The sequence below is a fragment of the Dehalococcoidia bacterium genome, from assembly GCA_022451965.1.
Lineage (GTDB): Bacteria > Chloroflexota > Dehalococcoidia > Lucifugimonadales > Lucifugimonadaceae > TMED-70.
In genome coordinates this window covers 25,518-45,449 of the sequence record JAKUNJ010000003.1, presented here as the reverse complement: position 1 = coordinate 45,449, position 19,932 = coordinate 25,518, and the positions used below count along the sequence as shown (strand labels likewise).

Below are 19,932 nucleotides of genomic sequence, written 5' to 3'. Positions count from 1 at the left end.
TTACGGTTTTAGTATCAATTTTAGTAGGACGTATCGCTTCGTTAGCTTCTTGTGCCATTGGTGTCTTTTTTTGTGTTTTAGTTTGTTTTGCGTTATTGGCTTATTTATTTTTAGATTTACTAACATAATTTTTACCATTATTACAACTTACAAGAGGCTAATATTCTCAAAAATTTCAATCTTACTTGATTTAGAAAAACCTAGATGATCTAACCCTAATTCAGACTTTTTTTTGTAATCATTAGCCATTTCTTTCGAATCGTTTATGGTATCTAATTCAATACATAATTTTTTTATTTCAGGAATTTTTTTTGGATCAATAATCCTGTCTAGATAGATTTCTCCAATTTTTCTTTTTTGAGTTGGATTTCCTTTTTGAAATACGAGTATTACAGGCAGTGGCTTATTTTTTGAAAGAATTCCGCCAAATTTTGCTGAATCTTTTGGTGAATCATCTCTAAAAAAGTCTATATCTTGCCTAATTTTTTCATAAGTCATTAGGTTCTTTGAAAGTTCATTAGGAGTATCCAAATCTGATTTACTAAGAATCATAGGAGTTGTCATAGTTAAGAGCAATAATGTTCCAAGCTTATGCTCAGCTAATCTTAGGTAATCATCAATTGTTGTTATTGGTTTTTCTTGAAGATCAAGTTCATAATTTTCGGATTCACATATCTTTATTATGCTTCCATCAAAATTAGAAATTATACTTAATAAAGATTCGGAATTATCAAAACCATCTGCAATATCTAATAATACTGATCTTGATAAAGCCTGGAAACCATCTCCTACATTTATTGCTTGAGCTGGCCCATATTTCCACCATAATGACTCTTTTTCAAATCTTTCAGTGTTACCATTTCTAACATCCTCATGAACCTCAAAAGATGCATTTAGTAATTCAATTGATGCTGATACTGAATAAGATATTTTATTATTTACTTCAAAATGCTCTGAAAATATTTGAGCGATAGTACCAAGGGGAAAATTTTGTTTAGGTGAATTCTCAGAATTATTCTCGAGACCAAAATGATATTTCATCATCTTATACAATCCGAGATCTTCTTTATTTAGTACTGAAGTTAAGGTTGGTATGAAATTCATCATCTTTTTTTATTTAATCAATTACTTCTTTTATTTTTTCTAAAGTTACTGGACCTTCTCTTAAAATATCTATTTCGGACTCATCATTGTCAATCTTTATTACGGTGGAAGAAAGAGTTTCTGATCCACAATCTATTTCAGTGATTTCAGAAACTTTTTTACTAAAAGTTAATTTGATTTGGTTTATATCTTTTGTGGGAGCAACACCACTTATATTTGCAGAAGTACCTGTTATTGGTCTTCCTAGAGATTCAATTATTTTTTGGGTAAATGAATGATTTGGTACTCTAACCCCTAAATATCCTGAACCGTTATTTATTTCTTTTGGAAAATCATTCATTATTGGTAGAACAATAGTTAGCGGCCCTGGCCAAAATTTATCAGCCAATTTATTAAGCCTTTGGGATGATATATCACAATACCTCTCTACATCTCTTAAACTTGAAATTAGCAGAGGAATAGGTTTATTTAAATCTCTTTTTTTTATCTTAAAAAGATTTTTTATAGCTAATGAATTATCTGCAACTACTGATAAAGAGTAAAACGTATCTGTAGGCAAAATACAAACCTTACCATTAGATAACTTTTCAACGATTTGGTCTATTAATATATTTTTATTTTTTTCTATCTTCAAATTTACAATTTTTACCTTTATTCTATAATTTTATATAAAAATTTAAACCGAGTTAGATTTGAAGCAAGCCACAATTGTAATTTTTGATTACGGATCACAATATACAAGACTAATTTCTAGAAGATTAAGAGAAAAAAATGTATTTTGTGATCTAGTAAATCCTGAAATAGATAAATCTTTTTTTGAAGATAGAGATATAAAAGGATTTATTTTATCTGGAGGTCCTAATAGTGTTTTTGATGATAATTCTCCAAATATTCCTGATTGGGTAATGGAAAGTAACAAACCAATTCTTGGTATATGCTATGGGATGCAATTATTAGCAATAAATCAAAGTGGTAAAGTAGAAAAAACCCAAAAAAGAGAATACGGTAACTCCATCCTAAGTATTAAAGAAGATTCTAAATTATTTTCTGGTATTCCTAAAAATATTAATGTTTGGATGAGTCATGAAGATAAAATAATAAATCTACCGCAAAATTTTAAGATAATTGGAAAAACTGATAATTCATTTTGTGCTGCATTTGAAAAAGACTTAATTTATGGAGTTCAATTTCATCCAGAAGTTGATAATACAGCCTACGGTAATAAAATTTTAGAAAATTTTGCTATTAATATTTGCAATACTTCAAATAATTGGACTGCAAGAAATTTTATCGATAAATCTATAGAAAATATAAAAAATGAAGTTCAGGACAATAAAGTTATTTGTGGAATTTCAGGAGGAGTCGATTCAAGTATAACTGCAACCTTAATACACAAAGCAATTGGAAATAAATTAACATCTATTTTTGTAGATAATGGATTACTAAGAAAAGGAGAATCAGAAGATGTTATGAATTTCCTTAAGAACAGTTTAGGGTTGAATATAATTAAGGTTGATGCAAGAGAGAATTTTCTAAATAAATTAAAAAATATAATTGATCCTGAAAAGAAAAGAAAAATAATAGGAAAAGAGTTTATAGACGTATTTGAAAAAGAAGCAAAAAAAATTGATGATGTAAAATACCTTGCTCAAGGTACACTCTACTCAGATATAGTTGAATCTGCTGTTACTAAAAATGGTCATCAAGTTGTTATAAAAAGTCATCATAATGTGGGTGGGCTTCCTGAAAAAATGAATCTTAAGCTTCTTGAACCTCTTAAGTTACACTTCAAAGATGAGGTAAGAGATATTGGATATGAGCTTGGAATAGATAAAGAAATTATAGAAAGACATCCATTCCCAGGACCAGGTTTAGCTATAAGAATTATTGGCAAGATAACTAAACAAAAATTAAACATATTAAGAGAAGCAGATCATATATTTATAGATGAAATAAAAAAAGCTGAATTATATGATGAGATTTGGCAAGCTTTTGCAGTTTTAACAAACATTCAAAGCGTTGGTGTTATGGGAGATAATAGGACTTATCAAGATTGTATAGCAATAAGAGCGGTAAATTCAAAAGATGCTATGACAGCTGATTGGTCTAAAATCCCCTATGAAGTTCTTTCTTCAATTTCATCTAGAATTATTAATGAAGTTGATGGAATAAACAGAGTGGTATATGACATAACATCAAAACCTCCAGGAACAATAGAGTGGGAATAATACATTAACAAGGAATCATAATATTTATGAAAGTTTTAGTAGTTGGATCAGGAGGAAGAGAACATTCAATAATATGGAATTTATCCAAAGATAAAAAAGTTAAGGAAATTATATGCATTGGTGATAATGCAGGTATCTCTAAGATAGCAAAATTAATTAATATAAATATTGAAGATTTATTTCTATTAGAGAAGACTATAAAAGATCAAAATCCAGATTTAGTTGTTATAGGACCTGAGGGACCGTTAAGTAAAGGTATCACAGATTTATTGATAAAAAATAATATAAATGTATTTGGACCAACCAAGCAAGCTTCGCAAATTGAAGCTTCGAAAATATTTGCAAAAAGATTAATGCTTGATAATGATATACCTACACCTCATGCTAAATTTTTTAATAATCACAATGAAGCTATAAAATATGGTAATGAAGTTGGTTTTGATAATTTAGTCATTAAGGCCGATGGCTTAGCAAATGGGAAAGGAGTATTTTTACCAAAATCTAAATTCGAAATGGAAGAAGTCATAAAATCTCTTATTATTGAAAAAAAACTAGGGATTTCAGGAGAATCTATATTATTGGAGGATAAAATATATGGTCCAGAGGTAAGTGTATTTTGTTTTACTGATGGGAGTAATTTTTCTGAACCAATAGCTATTTGTGATTATAAGAGAGTATTTGAAGACGATAAAGGTCCAAATACTGGAGGTATGGGTTGTTATACCCCTCCTGAATTTTGGACTGTTAGTTTAAGTGATAATATTATTGAAAATATTATCACTCCTACGTTAAAATCTATGCAAAAAAATCAGACACCATTTGCAGGGATGTTATACACAGGAATTATGCTGACTAATTCAGGGCCTAAAGTAATTGAATATAATTGTAGATTTGGTGATCCTGAATGTGAATTAATAATGCCAATGTTTGAAGGAAACCTATCTGAGGTTTTATTTGATATATCTAATGAAAATTTTGATCCTAAGAAAGTTAAATGGAAAAAACAAAAAGGAGTATGTGTAGTTTTATGCTCTGGAGGATATCCAGAGTCATACCAAACAGGATTTGAAATATTTGGACTTGATAATATAAAAAAAAATCTAATCTTTCATGCAGGAACTAAAAAATCAGAAAATAAAATAATAACTAATAGCGGTAGAGTGTTGGTTTTATCTAACATAAGCAAAACTATTAGTGAATCCAGAACAACAATTTATCAAGAAATAGATAGAATTAAATTTGAGGGATCATTTTATAGGAAAGATATTGCTCTCAGAGCAGAGGAAAAATGAATAAAAAGGAAATCTCATTAGTAATTGATTTTGATGACACACTAGTTGAAGAAAATGCAGCGAGAGTTGTTCTAAATCATTATTCTCCTGTTGAATACAATGAAATAGCTAATCTTTATAAATCAAAGAAAATTTCCTTCAAAATTTATCAAGAGAAATCTTTTGAAAAATCTATAGAGAATGCTTCTTTTTCAGATATAGAAAATTACTCAAGAAAAAATGTGAAAATAAGAGAAGGATTCATAGAGCTTTATAATTTTTCAATTAATAATAATATAAAAATTACTGTCTTAAGTTCTGGGCTAAAAAATTATATTCAACCTGTGCTAAAAGATTTTCATGAGATTGAAATAGTGGCAGCAACTATGAAAAAAAATAAATTATGTGAATTATCTTTTGATTACTCTGTTTCATTTGATAAGTCATGTTCACCTGAATGGGGTATATGTAAATGTGAGACAGTTAATCAAAAAATATCAGAAAGTTTTGTAATTTACGTAGGCGATGGAATTACAACGGATTTATGCGCTTCACAAAAATGTGATAAAATTTTCGCTTTGGATCCGTTATATAATAGATGTCTAGAAGAAAATATTTCTGCTACTAAATTTAGTAGCTTCAAACAATTATTAAGATATATAGAAAAAATAAAAGGAAATTTTATTGATTCCTAGATATTCAAGAGAAAAAATATCTAAAATTTGGTCTGATGAAAGTATGTTTAATTATTGGCTTCAGGTTGAAATTGCTACATGTGAAGCTTGGAATGAGTTGGGAGTCATTCCTAATAAAGATCTAAACAAAATACAAAAAATTACATTCGATATTAAAAAATATAATAAATATTTTGAAGAAACAAAACATGACATAGTTTCTTTTGTGAAATCAATTTCTGAAAATATTGGAGATGAATCTAGATGGATACATCATGGTATAACCTCAAATGATGTAAAAGATACGGCTTTGAGCCTACAGTTAAGATCTTCAATTAACCATTTACTATTAGAAATTGATGAACTTATGAATTCAATCAAAGATAAAGCAATAGAAGAAATAGAAACTCCTTGTCTAGGCAGATCTCATGGAATGCATGCTGAACCCATGAGCTTTGGGGCTAAATTAGCAATTTTTTGGGATGAGCTATATAGACATAAATCTAGACTAATTGAAACTAAAGATAGAGTTTCAATATGTATGATTTCTGGTCCTGTAGGTTCATATGCTACAGTTTCTCCTGATCTTGAAAAGAAAGTAGCAAAGAAGCTAAGTCTAAAACCTGCAAATGTAACTAATCAAGTAATTCAAAGAGATATACATGCTGAATATTCACAAAACTTAGCATTGGTGGCAAGTACTCTAGAAAAATTTGCATTAGAGATAAGACATCTTCAAAGAAGCGAGGTTGATGAGGTAAGAGAACCTTTTGGAAAAAAAGGATTTGTTACTAAGGGATCATCTTCCATGCCACATAAAAGAAATCCAGAATTATCCGAAAGGATTTGTGGACTTTCAAGAATTATAAGAGCGAATAGTGTTGTTGCTTTGGAGAATGTACCACTATGGCACGAAAGAGATATATCTCATTCATCTGCTGAAAGAGTTATTCTTCCTGATTCCTCTATAGCTTTAGACTATATTATTAATCTTTCTAATCAAATAATTTCTGATTTATACATAAATAGGAATCAAATGCTAGAAAATCTAAATAAAGCAAATGGATTAATATTTTCACCAAGAGTAATGCTGAAACTAATTGAATCAGGATTAGAAAAAAATAAATCTTATGATCTTGTTCAATCACTTTCGATGAAAAGCTCTGAAAAAGATATTCATCTAAAGGACCTATGTTTAGAAAATAAAGAAATAAAACTAAGGTTAACTGAAAAAGAAATTTTAGAAATATTCGATTTTAAGTTTTATCTAAGGTATACAAAAGATCAGTTTATTTCACTTGGATGGAAAATTGATTAGATGGAAGTAAAATCTGTTAAGTATACTAATTTGAAAAATAAAATTCATTCTGGAAAAGTTAGAGATATTTACAATATTGATGATGATAAATTACTTTTTGTTGCAACAGACAGAATTTCTGCTTTTGATGTAATAATGAATGAAGTAGTACCTCAAAAAGGAATAATTCTTAATAATTTAAGTTCTTTTTGGTTTGATTTTTTCAAAGATACTAAGTCACACTTTATTTCTAAAGCTGAAGATTATGATTTTTCAGATACTCCTTATGAAAAAATAAAAGATAAAGAAATATTGAAAAGATCAACTGTAGTAAAAAAGGCAGAACGAATAAATATTGAATGTGTTGTTAGAGGTTATATAACTGGAAGTGCATGGAATGAGTATAAATCTACAAATTCTATAAATTATAAAAAAATAGAACAAAAATTATTAGAAGCACAAAAATTTGAAACACCTATTTTTACTCCTTCAACTAAGGCTGATGAAGGTCACGATGAGCCATTATCAGAAGATGATGGTGTAAATCTCATAGGATCACAGCTTTACTATGAGCTAGAAAAGATTTCTATTGAATTGTACTCAAAAGCAGCAAAATATTGTTTAGGTAAAGGTATTATACTAGCTGATACTAAATTTGAATTCGGATATATAGATAATAATATTACTCTTATTGACGAAGCCCTTACTCCAGACTCAAGTAGATTTTGGAAATATACTGATTATGAATTAGGAAAATCCCCTGACCCTTTCGATAAACAATTCTTAAGGAATTGGCTTAATGAAGAAAACTGGGATAAAACCCCTCCCCCACCTAAATTGCCTGAAAATGTTATTAAAAATACATTAAAAAGGTATTTAGATATCTATGAAATTATTACTAATGATAATCTAGAATTATAAAAAATAAGGAAAAAGATATTACTACTAGGCCTAAACATAGAAAAGGAATGTCTAAATCTCAAATAACAAATGAGAGAAGAGACAAAAATAAAGAAAAGAAAAGAAGAAAAAGGTTCTTCATATATTTTTTCGGAGGACTGCTAGCTATAGTTTTTATACTTGGTTTAACTATAAGTCCTGCTCTAGGATCTAACTCAGATAGCTCCAAAATAAAAGGAGGAGGAGTTAATCTTGAGGGCCCTATAAATACTGATGAAGAAGATAAGCGAGAAGAAGTTGGAATTGGAGAAGTTCATGATGGCTATTCTTTATCTCCACCAACTTCAGGTGCATATTGGTATGACCTAGAAAGGCCTGTCCCAGGAGTTGGAGTAACGTCTCCAGCACCTTGGGGAAAGTATGATACTCAGTTACCTAATGAGATACTTGTTGCAAATCTATTACATGGGGGCATAGGAATACATTATGATTGCAGTAGATTAGATCCTGAATTTACAAGTATAAAGTCAGGCGGAATTATTTGCGATGAATTAATTGAAAATCTAACAGATTTAATGCCTACAAATAGGTTTCAATTTTTAATGACCCCTTACAGTTCTTTTGATGAATTTCCAATAACGATTACAGGATGGAGACATCACTTAAAATTAATGAAATTTGATGAAGAAAAAATTCAAGAATTCATAAATGCTTATCAAGATAGAGCGCCGCTTTCTTCATTTAGAGGAAATTAATAAATGATAGAAATTAAAATATTAGCTATTTCAAGCACTATTTTTATATCTATTTTTTCTCTAATTACAATATTAAACTTTTTTTATCCAAGTAACTTTATAGGAAGATTTTTTATAAATAATTTAAACATTAATAGAAACGTTTTATTTTATTGTTTTTTATTATCCTTAATTGGAACATTATCTAGCTTATATTTATCAGAAATAAAGAACCTAGAACCTTGTAAATACTGTTGGTTCGAAAGAATTTTTTTATTCCCTCTAGTAATAATTTATATAACGACTTACTTCAGGAAAGATAAAAATGGAATTTTCATATCGCTGCCATTTATATTAATTGGGATATCTATTTCTGTTTACCACTATTTTATTCAGTGGTTTCCAGGAGATGATTCTTGTGATTTAGTTAATTGCTCAAGCCCATATATCTGGGAATTAGGGTTTATATCTATTCCATTAATGGCTTTTTTCAATTTTTTTGGATTATTATTAATAATAATTAATCAAAAAATACTTTGTAAATGAAAAAATATATCATAATAACTTTAGTTTTATTTTTAGTATCTTGTTCAGGAAATTCTTATACATATACTGATGTATCTATCGTAGGAGGAGAACTACCGCAATATAATCGAAGTTCTCAAGATACTGCAGTAGGAGCTTTTGCTCCAATTCCAACTGGAACAAATCTCAATGGGGAAAGCATAACAGTAACAACTAGAGTAGGACTAGAAGAAAAAAAAGCTACAGTAATAGTATTCTTGGCACATTGGTGCTCACATTGTCAAAGAGAAGTTCCTATGATAAAAAAATGGTTAGACAGAAATGGATCACCTGAAAATATAAATTTATTCTCTGTGGCAACTCATATTGATAAAAATAAGCCTAACTTTCCACCTGATGATTGGCTAATAAGAGAAGATTGGAATGTTCCAGTAATATTTGATAATCAAAATAATTCCATTGCAGAACATTTTGGATTACCTGCTTTTCCATACTGGGTATTTCTAAATGATGATGGAACAATAAATATGAGGCATTCAGGCTCACTTTCTGAAGAAGCATTTGGACAAATAATGACTGCTGGGCTCGTAGAGGCAAATAATTGATATACAAGTTTGAAGTAAAAATCCTTTATAAGGATAATGTAAATGATCCTGAGGGACTTACGATATCTGATTCCGCAAATCGTATAGGATTTAGTGAAGTAAAATCTATAAGATCAGGGAAAATTTTCATTCTAGAAATAGAATCAGATAACGAAAAAAATGCTAAAAATATAACTGAAGAAATCTCTGATAAATTACTTTCAAATCCAATTATTGAAAAATTTTCTTTCAATATAATCTAAAGAGTTCCTTTAGTTGAAGGAATCGAATTTGCTCTTCTAGAATCAAATGAAGCAGCCTCTCTGAATGCTCTAGCAAAAGTCTTAAACGAACATTCTAAAATATGATGATGATTTGTACCAGAATGCATTCTGAGATGTATACCAAATCTTGCATTTGAAGCTAAAGATTCATAAAAATGTTTTGCCATCTCTATAGAAAATTCCCCTTCATTATCAATTTGACCCATATCGATTACAAAATAGCCTCTTCCTGAAAGATCAAGGGCTATTTGACATAATGCTTCATCTAATAAACAAGTTTTATCTCCCATTCTCAAAATTCCAGCTCTATCACCTAAAGCTTCATCTAAGCACATACCAAGAACAATAGATGTATCTTCAATAATATGATGAGTTCCTGTTTCCAAATCTCCTTTGATATCGGCTTTAATGTCAATCAAACCATGTCTAGCTATTTGATCAAGCATATGATTTAGCATGCCTATGGGTGAAGTTACTGAGGATTTACCACTACCATCAATATTTATTTCTATAGATATTTCAGTTTCACCTGTAACTCTTGTTTTTTTTGAAATTCTTTTATTAATCATAATAATATTTATATCACTAAATTATTGACTTAAGCACTCGTAATAATTTACGAGTTTGGTCAGGAGTTCCAGATGAAAATCTAAGAGAATTTGAAATCACATTATCTGAAAACTTTCTTACAAATATCCCATTTTGAGCTAATTTTTCAAATATTATGTTTGAATCCTTTTCCTTGAAATCACATAAAATAAAATTTGCAGAAGAAGGAAATGGTTTCAATTCATCATAGTTTGATAAAAAATCATAAATCTTATTCTTTTGATCTATGAGAATATCAACTTTCTCAAGAAGAAAATCTTTTTTACTCATAGCATTGATAGCTACATGTTCAGCAGCTGAATTTATATTATATGGTTGCTTTACTAGTAAAATTTTTTCAATTAATTTAGGATTTGAAATAGCATATCCAATTCTAAGTCCGGCTAAACCAGCCCATTTAGAAAATGATCTAAGTATGATCACATTATCATGTTCATGAATGAGATTAGAATAAGAAAATTTAGAAAATTCATAATAAGTTTCATCTATAACAACAATTAAGTTTGTATCTAAGAGTGTTTTTATTTCTTCAGGTGAAGCAATATTTCCAGTTGGATTATTTGGAGATGCTAAAAAAATCATCTTTGTCTTAGAGTCTATTTGTTTTAGAATTAGATCTAAATCTAAATTAAATTCTTTATCTCTAAATACAGATATAACATCAGCTCCCTGAATTTTTGCAAAAAATTCGTACATACCAAAAGTTGGTTTTGCATCTATTAATTTATCTCCTTCACTTAAAAATATTCTTATAAGAATATCTATAAGCTCATCACTACCGGAACCAGCAACAATTTCCTCAAATTTATTCCCCGTATAATTTACTAAAGATTCTCTAAGTAATTTTTGATTAGGATCAGGATATTCATGAATGTTTATTTTAGACAAATCTTTTCCTAAACCTAAAGTATCTCCAAATGCATTCTCGTTTGCATTTAGTTTGATAATATCCTTAGGATCAATACCTGATTCTGATGCAAGTTTTAGAGATGGATCAACCCCTTTATATGAAGGAATTCTCATTATATTTCTTCTGATACTCTTATCTAAACTCAATTAATTACTCCATTAAGTATTTTTCTTTTCTGATAGAGATAGCCTCGCTATGCGCTTGAAGTGATTCGAGTTTAGCAAAATTTTCTGCATCATTGCATATTTCTTTAAATATTTTTTTATCAATTGCCAAGACAGGGATAGATTTCTGAAACGTTCTTGATGATAGTGAAGAAGAATATCTAGCGGAACCATTTGTTGGCATAACATGACTAGGACCTGCTACATAATCAGCTAATACTTCTGAAGAAATTTCTCCAAGAAATATAGAACCTGCAGAATCTATTTTTTCAGATATATTTATTAACTTTTCTGATGCTATAGACAAATGTTCAGGTGCTACTTCATTTACTAATTCAATTATCTCTTTTTCATCTTGTAAAACTGAAATAAATCCTCGATTCATTGATTTTTCAATAATATCTTTTCTTTTCATTGAATTAAGCTTATTTTTATAGAAAAATTCGATGTCTTTTGCAAATTCTAGACTATTGGTAGCCATCATAGGAAGAGCAAGTACATCATGTTCAGCTTGAGCCATCAAATCTCCAACAACATATTCTATATTTGAGGAACTATCTGCAACAATCATAGTTTCAGTAGGCCCAAATATTCCATCTAATCCGACCTCTCCATATACAAGCTTTTTTGCTGTCATTACAAAAATATTTCCTGGGCCACATATCATATCAACTTTTGAAACTTTTTTAGTTCCAACTGCCATACTAATTATCGCTTGAGGCCCTCCATATGTATAAAAATCATCAACTCCTGATAGATAAGCCGCTGCAAGTAGCATATTATTTGGCAATTCAATACCTGCAGCAGGGGAAGCAATAGATATCCGCTTTACTCCTGCTACCTTAGCTGGAATAACTGTGTGTAGAACAGTAGAAATAAGAGGTGCAGTTCCACCTGGTATATAGCAACCTACAGATTCTATGGGTTTGATATATTCTCCATACCCATTTTTTTCATCAAACCAGTTCTTTGTTAATGTCTTTTTTTGAAAGTTTTCGATTCTTGAAATAGTATTTTCAAGAATATTTCTTTCTTCTTTTGTTATCTGATCAACTGAATTTTTTAATTCTTTTTCTGATATTTGTAGATTCCCAAATTTTTCATCATCTAATTTTGAACTTAATTCAAACAAAAAATCATCCCCATTAAGTTTAGTCAGATCCATAATTTTTTTTACATATTCCTCAACAGAATAATCTTTTTCAAAAAAGCCATTACCGCTAGTTAATATATTAGAGTATGTACTTTTCCTTAGTTCTTTTAAATATTTAAGTGTTGATTCAATATCGGATAGTATTTTCATTTCTTTTCTCCATACATAGATACTGCTTCTGATAATTTATAAAAACTTATAGATTCTTTATAAAATATCATATCTAAATTAGAGGTAGTAATACTGACTCCTCCAAGTTTTCTTAGTTCTTCAACACATTGCATTATTTGATCATTTGAAATAATTAACTCTAATGAAACCCATGAACCTGGTTCACCTGTTAGGACATAACTAAAAGAAGGACCTTTTAATCCATGCAAAACTGAGTTTGAACTTATAAGAGCTTCGAGTTCATCTGGGCTAGAAAGGCCAAGATCAGTAAGAGATAAATTTACAGTTACTCTTTGATATTTTTTTGAATTAATATGCCCTTCTATTCTTTCTATAAAAATTTTAATATCATCAAGATCTTCTTTTTGAGATAATGATTCAATGTTACCAATTAGTGCAGCTTGCGAAGAAAAGACTATTCCATTATCTATTATTTTAAGTCTATTCTGCCTAAGAGTATTGCCTGAAGCTGTTATGTCACAGATCATATCTGCATAGCCTATAAAGGGAGCTACTTCAATTCCACCACTAGCATCAACTATGTCGAAATAATATATGGAGTTATTATTGAGGAACCTTGAAACTAATTTTGGATATTTTGTTGCTATTCTTAAGTCCCTACCTTCTTCTCTCATTTTGAAAGATAAATCAGCCAAATCTACGAGATTTCTAACATCAAGCCATGCTTCCGGAACAGCAAGCACTAAATTTGCTTCTCCAAAGCCTAGATTATCTAAAATAACCATTGAGCTTCCATCATCTAACTTTGATTCATAAAAACTATCTAAGCCAACAATTCCAATATCTGCAACATTTGAGTCCAAACGTGAAGGAATATCAGATTGTCTTTGAAACATCACACTCATACTATTCAAGTTAGGTATTTTTGCTGTGTATACTCTATTATTAGATCTTGATATCGATAGACCACAATTATTGAGTAAATCTATACTTCCTTCATAAAGAGCTCCTGAGACAGGTATCGCTAATGATAAATTTCCCAAATTATACCCTCTTCCTCTCTACATTATTTTGATTAATTACCATAACCTCAGAAAAATCATTTTTTTTAGCCCAATCAATTACTTTGTCTAAATTTGAAGTCATAGTATCTAAAAGTACTACACTCCCAGTGTTTCTTTCTTCAAAACTAGTTCTTTGGGCGAATTCAAAATCTTTTTTATCTTTAGCATAAATAATTATTTTTTTTGTATTTTTTTTGATGTTTGAAAGTATCGAATTTTCTAATATTTTTTCTGTATCCACAGCGAAACCAGTTGCTGGAATCTGGTTTGTTTTCGATGAATAATCATATCTACCTCCTCCACCAAATGAATTATTATCACCAAATCCTTTAGCATAAAGATTGAAAACAAAACCACTATAATATCCCCATTCTCTAACTAATCCAAAATCAATTTTAAAATTAGAAATATCAATGTTATAGTTTTCTAAATTTTTTACTATAGTATAAAAATCTGACAGATTTTTTTTCACAGGTATCTTTACCAAAAGTTCATTCGCTAAAGATACAGATTCATCTAAGTTAGTATCAATATTAATTAGTTTTGAAATTAAGGAAATACACTCAGAAAAGTTTTTTGAATTAGAATTTTTTGAGAAATTATTCTTTATACCTTCTAATATAGAATCTTTATCTCTTGTTTGATTAAAATTACTATCTTCGGAAAAAGCAAAATCTAACATTTTAGAAATTTCAACATCAGATAATTCTTTTTTATCAATTGAAGGAATCCCATCATCAATAATAATTCCTGTTTGATTAGCTTTTTTTAATATGATCTCAACTGATTTCTCTGATGATATAAAATCTAAATTCTGCAATATAAACAGAGACTCTCTGTCACTCAAATTATAAAAACTAAAAATATCTGTAAGAATGCCTACATGACCAACTTTAACATATAAATCATCTCCTACTATTTTTTTGGAAAAATTGATTGACATTGATAATACCTCAATATCAGAAACTAAATTACTGTTTCCTATGAGTTCAATACCATTTTGAGATATGAAATTATCTGCCTCAGAGTTATATCTAAATATTTCACCGGTATAAGAGAATCTTAATGGGATATCTGAATAATCTAATTCTTTTTCTAAAATCATTCTCATTATTGATGATGTAAAATCAGGCCTTAGGGAAACCTCTGTTCCTGAGGGATCTCGAAAACTGTAGATATTACTTGTAAGACTAGTACCCGTTTTACTATTAAATAGATCAGATCTTTCAAGTACAGGAGTTCTTACTTGCTCATAACCCCATGTTTCAACAAACTCTATAAATTCTTTTTCTAATTTGTTAGTAAAAGACAAATCTCTAGAAAATTTATCCTGGAAACCAATTAACTTATTTATGTTTGAAAAATTATTCAATTATAAATTCTTCTCTCTGAAATTATGCGTGTATATATAAATATATTACTTAAGTTATAAAAATAATACTAAATTATGAGTTTGAAATAATATGAAATTAGTATACCTTAGACAGGCATTTTTCTTCCTGTTTTATTTCTACCATACTCAAGAAGTTCTTTTTGTTCACTTTCACTAAGCATTGCAGGCACACCAATCATCTTACAACCAAGTTCATCTATGATGTAATCAAGTCTTTGCTCCTGGGTCATACTTTCATCTATCCAACTTGAATAAAAGATTATTCCATTTTTATCCAAAGCAGACTTTATTTTATTTCTAGCATTATTCATAATTTCTGGATAAGGCGGATCATGAGCATCAGGTTGCATATAACTCATACCCATATCTCCTGGGCCCCATTCTGCAAATGCAATACCTGGAACTTTCGCTATATCATCGACATTTGCTACACAATGCCTATCCTCTATTTTTAGTCCTAAAATTAATTCTCCATTGGGGTTTAATGGCCATGGATCTGCAACATCAGTGTAATGGGATTGTTCTAATCCCCATAACTCAGCTGGATGTTTTTGTCCTCCTGATCCTCTTAATCCTTCTCCTATAAAATCTCTACCAATTTCTTGGTAAGGATACCTTGTAACTTGAACAAAGGCTTTTACTGATTCAGGACTTCTAGTATGTGTATGCAAGATCCCATGAATACCAGCGGTTAGCAAATGTCTAGCTTGCCATGCATTATATTTTACTTCTTCAGGAGAAATGGCATTAGAAGGTAAAGTACATACGACTGTAGGTGTTAGATGACCGCTATTAGTTGGTCCACCTTCTTTCAATCCTTCCATAAATTTTGTTAGACCTACTGTATCAAAAGGATTATGCTCAAAATCTATAAGAAACATATCTGCTAGCGTTTTAGCCCCCTTTATACCAGCATCATAACTTAATTCTTCTGGATGCTCATGATAAACTGGCTGACCTTGCTCCCATAAATCAATTACTTTATTTACTCTTTTAGTCATTTTTCCCTCTTTCAATTATTAGCTTAATTTCCAATCTATTCCTAATTCTGCGCAAATATTCTTGAACCAATCCAATACTTCTGGATGATAAGGTATACCATGATTTTCTCTTTCAATTTTTTCTTCATATTCTGGCAGACCAGCATATACAACCCTTTCTACTCCAGGGGCCGGTTTTGTTTCTTTAATTGATTTCATGTATTCATCCATGTCAGACTTAAATTTTTCAACATCTGTAAATGCATCTATATCATATGCTATGAAATGATGAGCAGCTTGAGACCTCCTAAAATTTCCAGCTCCAGATCCACCTAAAACCCCAGCTAAAATTTCTACAAGCATTGCTAATGAAAAACCTTTATGAGATCCAATTTCTCTTGTTCCACCAGCTGGAAGCATTAAATATTCATCAGGAACTTCTGTTTCTTCCATAATTGGAGTACCATCAGCTTTAGCAATCCAACCGGGCATAACCTTAACACCTATCCTCTGTGCAAGGGCTATCTTGTTACCAGCAACTGATGACATTGATGCATCAAAAATAAAAGGAGGCTCATTTTTTGTTGGAACAGCAACTCCTATTGGATTAAGACCAACTTTAGCTTCAGCTCCATTTACAGGTGCAACCATCAAACCTCCTGTTGTCATTGCTATGCCAATCATATTATGTTCTAGAGCCATTTCTGCATGATAAGCACATGCTCCAAAATGTCTACCATTTATAACTGTCACTGATCCAATCCCATAATCTTTTGCTTTTTCAATAGCCATATTCATTGCATAAGGACCCACAACTAAACCATGACCTGCGTCAGAGTCCAAAGTAGCTACAGCACCTTTTCCTCTAATTACTTTTGGTTTTGGGGTAGGATTTATATCCTTATCTGCGAATGAGTCAACATATCTTCTCAGCATATTAGAGACTCCATGTGATTCAATGCCTCTTACATCAGCATAAATCAGAACATCAGCAGAAATAGTAGCATCTTCTTTGGACATTCCCATTTTCAGGAAAATATTTTTTACAACATCAAAAATTTCTTTATGTTCAACCTTAATCGCAATATCTTCTGGTACATGAAATCTTTCTAACACTATTATCCCCTAACATATAATTATTAATGAACTATTATCTTAGACGATTTTTTAAAAAAAAAAACTAAAAATATCCATTGGGAAATATTTTTTTTATCAATTATCAATAATATTTTGAGTATAAAATGTCTTATATTTTGTACTCTGGGAAAATTAGGGGTTGCAATTTAAAAAATTTAATATATTATTTTATTAATCCTAAATGGAGAGAGGTTGTAGTAAAGTTCTCTAGGGGACTCTATAAGGGTAAACCGGAATGGAAACAGGAAGGAACCTAATTAGCTAAAACTGATTCCAATGGAACGATGAAGTTTAGAGAAAACCTCTAAATGGAGTGAAATTAGAGATAATTTGTAAAAAAATTATTAGGGGTAAACCGGAATGGAAACAGGAAGGAGCCCAATTAGCTAAAACTGATTCTGATGGAACGTTGAAATTTAGAGACAAAAAAGCCCGCTTCTAACGAAGCTCTAGTTGATTGCTCAGGTAGGACTCTGGAGGTGGGTTTTTTCATTTAATTGATATCTTATAACTCTTTAAATAAGATAAGTAATTTCTTGTAATTGAATCTGTTTCACTAAATCTACATCATATTTTTTATTCTGAAAAAGATATAATATTCATAAAAATAAATCGGAGATAAAAAAATGGCATTTGTAGAGATAGATAAACAAGATCAAATTATGATCATCAAACTTAATCGTCCAGAAAGGTTAAATGCTCTAAGTAAAGTTATTAGAGAAGGTATGGCGAATGCATTCATAGAATATAGGGACGATAAAAACTTAGAAGTTGCTATATTAACTGGTGAAGGGAGGGGTTTTTGCGCAGGAGAAGATATGAAGGAATCTTTAGAAGTTGGCTCATTAGCATCAGCTCCAGGTAAGGGTGAAGAAATTGAAAATCCATTTATGGATGGGAATCTAGACAAACCTGTTATAGGTGCCATAAATGGATACGCTATGGGTGGTGGTTTTATGTTGGTAGAAAAAACAGATTTAAGAGTAGCTGTCAAGGAAGCTATATTTGAAATGTCTGAGGCTAAAAGATGGCTTTTAGGAGGATATAATCACGGCTTCTATGCTAATTTACCACATCCTGTTGCTACAGAAATGGCATTAGGATTTAGATTTAATGCTCAAAGGCTATATGAAGTTGGATTTATAAATAGGCTTGTAGAAAAAGAAGAGCTATTGGCTACATCGATAGAAATGGCTGAGCATATTCTATCATTACCTCCAGCTGCAAGAGTAAATACCATATATATGATGAGAGAAATGGCCCCAAAAGTTGGAAGTAATTTTGAAGATTTAGCAGATCAATTACACTCTCATGGAGATCAAGAAGATCGAATGGAATCTAGAAGAGCTTTTGCAGAAAAAAGAAAGCCAAACTTTAAGGGATGGATTAATCCTGAAGATCGTTATAATATGCCAAAATTAAAGCCTAATAAATAAGGAACAAATATGACAGATACTAAGGGACCTCTATCAGGAATTAAAGCAGTAACATGTTCTACAGCTCAAGCAGGAACAGTTCCTTATATGCTGATGGCGGATATGGGAGCCGAAATAATCAAAATTGAACTACCCAAAAAAGGAGATGGAAGTAGAAAAGCTGGTGAAGTAAAAAATGGAATAAGCTCATTTTTCGAAACGAATAATAGAGGAGTAAAAAGCTTAACTCTTAATCTTAAGAGTAAAAAAGGTAAAGAAATTTTACATAAGTTAATCAAAAGAGCAGATATTTTTGGTCAAAATTTTAGTCCAGGGGCAGCAGAAAGAAATGGTTTTGGTTATGAAGAATTAAAAAAAATAAATCCTTCAATTGTTTATGCATCTGTTTCAGCATACGGTCCTGATGGCCCAAGCTCAAATCTACCAGGAACAGACGCCGTCGGCCAAGCAATTGGTGGAGTTACTGAAGCTTTTGCAGTACCTGGCCAGCAAAGAAGAACAGGAGTCGCTTCAGTTGCAGACGAGACTTGTGGATTAATAACCCTAAGTGGAGTTTTAGCAGCCTTAATTCATGCAAAAAATACAGGAGAAGGTCAAAAGGTTGAAACATCATTAATAGGTAGTGCATTTAGGCTAATGGGCTGGACAATGACTACCTCTATGTGGAGAAATATACCTCCAATAACTGGAGCTAGAATTAATGGTTCACGAGAAAGAGCAGGAATAGCTGCTTGTTTTAATGATATTGAAGGTAAACCTCTAGCTATTCAATTAGAACCAGATCATTGGAGACCTACATTAGAATTATTGGGTTTTTTAGAAAATTTAGAAAATAAAGGATTAGATGACTTAGGATTGGCTTTCGAATCTGAAGAAAATAAAAATTTAATTTTAGAAGAGCTAAATAAAATGTTTGCTACTAATAAAAGAGAACATTGGATAAAAATTCTTAGAGATGAAAGGAGAATTGCTGCACCAGTTAATAGCATGATTGAAGCTTCAAATGACCCTGACATTGTAGAAAATAATTATGTAACTGAAGTATTTCATCCTGATCTAGGAGAAAAATTTAAGACACACGGAACTCCTTGGAAATTTTCTGAGACACCATCAAAAATTGGAATAGCACCAAAGCTTGCAGAGCATAATAATGAGATTCTATTAGATTTAGGATATTCAATTGATGAGATTAAAGACTTTGAAAAAAAAGAAATTATTTAGAAATATATCCTAATAAGTTTTTGAGGGAAAGTTTTAGCTCAGGTAGAAATACTCTGAAGATTTTATGCCCAGGCCCCTCTGGGGGATATTTACATTTAACTATTTCCCAGAAATAATTTGTTACTAATAAGA

General features: G+C 30.5%; 19 protein-coding genes. 10 read left to right on the top strand and 9 right to left on the bottom strand.

Translation table 11 applies throughout. The features are described from left to right. Positions 1-147 precede the first annotated feature (147 nt). A complete protein-coding gene (locus MK083_00875; protein MCH2673007.1) occupies positions 148-1,107 on the bottom strand; it encodes a polyprenyl synthetase family protein in 960 nt (319 codons plus the stop codon). Positions 1,108-1,117: 10 nt separating this feature from the next. Then, positions 1,118-1,738 (bottom strand): threonylcarbamoyl-AMP synthase, encoded by a 621-nt coding sequence (locus MK083_00870; protein ID MCH2673006.1) that lies wholly within the window; start codon positions 1,736-1,738, stop codon positions 1,118-1,120. A 58-nt stretch (positions 1,739-1,796) separates the two neighbouring features. Here MK083_00870 and guaA point away from each other — a divergent pair, with 58 nt between their 5' ends. The 8 genes from guaA to purS all read left to right on the top strand — a co-directional run bounded on the left by guaA (position 1,797) and on the right by purS (position 9,580). Then, complete coding sequence (guaA, locus tag MK083_00865; GenBank protein ID MCH2673005.1) at positions 1,797-3,332, top strand: glutamine-hydrolyzing GMP synthase; 1,536 nt, start codon at positions 1,797-1,799, stop codon at positions 3,330-3,332. 26 nt (positions 3,333-3,358) lie between these two features. After that, positions 3,359-4,624, top strand: coding sequence for a phosphoribosylamine--glycine ligase (purD, locus tag MK083_00860; protein MCH2673004.1), 1,266 nt, complete (start codon positions 3,359-3,361; stop codon positions 4,622-4,624). Continuing rightward, the gene (locus MK083_00855) at positions 4,621-5,298 is read left to right on the top strand and encodes a haloacid dehalogenase-like hydrolase (protein MCH2673003.1); all 678 of its coding nucleotides are present in this window, start codon (positions 4,621-4,623) and stop codon (positions 5,296-5,298) included. The genes purD and MK083_00855 overlap by 4 nt, the downstream gene beginning before the upstream one ends. Continuing rightward, entirely contained in the window at positions 5,288-6,595 is a 1,308-nt protein-coding gene (gene purB, locus MK083_00850) for an adenylosuccinate lyase (protein ID MCH2673002.1), read from the top strand. Before MK083_00855 ends, purB begins: the two co-directional genes overlap by 11 nt. A gap of 30 nt (positions 6,596-6,625) precedes the next feature. Next, on the top strand, positions 6,626-7,495 hold the full coding sequence (locus MK083_00845) for a phosphoribosylaminoimidazolesuccinocarboxamide synthase (GenBank protein MCH2673001.1): 870 nt from the start codon (positions 6,626-6,628) through the stop codon (positions 7,493-7,495). Positions 7,496-7,542: 47 nt separating this feature from the next. Further along, on the top strand, positions 7,543-8,229 hold the full coding sequence (locus MK083_00840; protein MCH2673000.1) for a DUF3105 domain-containing protein: 687 nt from the start codon (positions 7,543-7,545) through the stop codon (positions 8,227-8,229). A gap of 521 nt (positions 8,230-8,750) precedes the next feature. Further along, positions 8,751-9,338 carry a TlpA family protein disulfide reductase gene (locus MK083_00835; GenBank protein MCH2672999.1) on the top strand — a complete coding sequence of 196 codons (588 nt, stop codon included), beginning with the start codon at positions 8,751-8,753 and terminating at the stop codon, positions 9,336-9,338. Next, a complete protein-coding gene (purS, locus tag MK083_00830) occupies positions 9,335-9,580 on the top strand; it encodes a phosphoribosylformylglycinamidine synthase subunit PurS (protein ID MCH2672998.1) in 246 nt (81 codons plus the stop codon). Before MK083_00835 ends, purS begins: the two co-directional genes overlap by 4 nt. Here purS and hisB read toward each other — a convergent pair. From hisB to MK083_00795, 7 genes are all read right to left on the bottom strand, one after another. Then, positions 9,577-10,170 (bottom strand): imidazoleglycerol-phosphate dehydratase HisB, encoded by a 594-nt coding sequence (hisB, locus tag MK083_00825; GenBank protein MCH2672997.1) that lies wholly within the window; start codon positions 10,168-10,170, stop codon positions 9,577-9,579. The genes purS and hisB overlap by 4 nt on opposite strands. Positions 10,171-10,186: 16 nt before the next feature. Then, positions 10,187-11,266 (bottom strand): histidinol-phosphate transaminase, encoded by a 1,080-nt coding sequence (gene hisC / locus MK083_00820; GenBank protein ID MCH2672996.1) that lies wholly within the window; start codon positions 11,264-11,266, stop codon positions 10,187-10,189. A 4-nt stretch (positions 11,267-11,270) separates the two neighbouring features. Beyond that, the gene (hisD, locus tag MK083_00815; GenBank protein ID MCH2672995.1) at positions 11,271-12,587 is read right to left on the bottom strand and encodes a histidinol dehydrogenase; all 1,317 of its coding nucleotides are present in this window, start codon (positions 12,585-12,587) and stop codon (positions 11,271-11,273) included. Beyond that, the gene (gene hisG / locus MK083_00810; protein ID MCH2672994.1) at positions 12,584-13,612 is read right to left on the bottom strand and encodes an ATP phosphoribosyltransferase; all 1,029 of its coding nucleotides are present in this window, start codon (positions 13,610-13,612) and stop codon (positions 12,584-12,586) included. Before hisG ends, hisD begins: the two co-directional genes overlap by 4 nt. Before the next feature lies 1 nt (position 13,613). Then, on the bottom strand, positions 13,614-15,005 hold the full coding sequence (locus tag MK083_00805) for an ATP phosphoribosyltransferase regulatory subunit (protein MCH2672993.1): 1,392 nt from the start codon (positions 15,003-15,005) through the stop codon (positions 13,614-13,616). A gap of 107 nt (positions 15,006-15,112) precedes the next feature. Then, on the bottom strand, positions 15,113-16,027 hold the full coding sequence (locus MK083_00800; GenBank protein ID MCH2672992.1) for an aldolase/citrate lyase family protein: 915 nt from the start codon (positions 16,025-16,027) through the stop codon (positions 15,113-15,115). A gap of 18 nt (positions 16,028-16,045) precedes the next feature. After that, entirely contained in the window at positions 16,046-17,122 is a 1,077-nt protein-coding gene (locus tag MK083_00795) for an Ldh family oxidoreductase (GenBank protein ID MCH2672991.1), read from the bottom strand. Between the two features lie 647 nt (positions 17,123-17,769). Here MK083_00795 and MK083_00790 point away from each other — a divergent pair. Both MK083_00790 and MK083_00785 read left to right on the top strand, forming a co-directional pair. Further along, positions 17,770-18,579 (top strand): enoyl-CoA hydratase/isomerase family protein, encoded by an 810-nt coding sequence (locus MK083_00790; GenBank protein ID MCH2672990.1) that lies wholly within the window; start codon positions 17,770-17,772, stop codon positions 18,577-18,579. Between the two features lie 9 nt (positions 18,580-18,588). Next, a complete protein-coding gene (locus MK083_00785; protein ID MCH2672989.1) occupies positions 18,589-19,800 on the top strand; it encodes a CoA transferase in 1,212 nt (403 codons plus the stop codon). Positions 19,801-19,932: the final 132 nt, after the last annotated feature.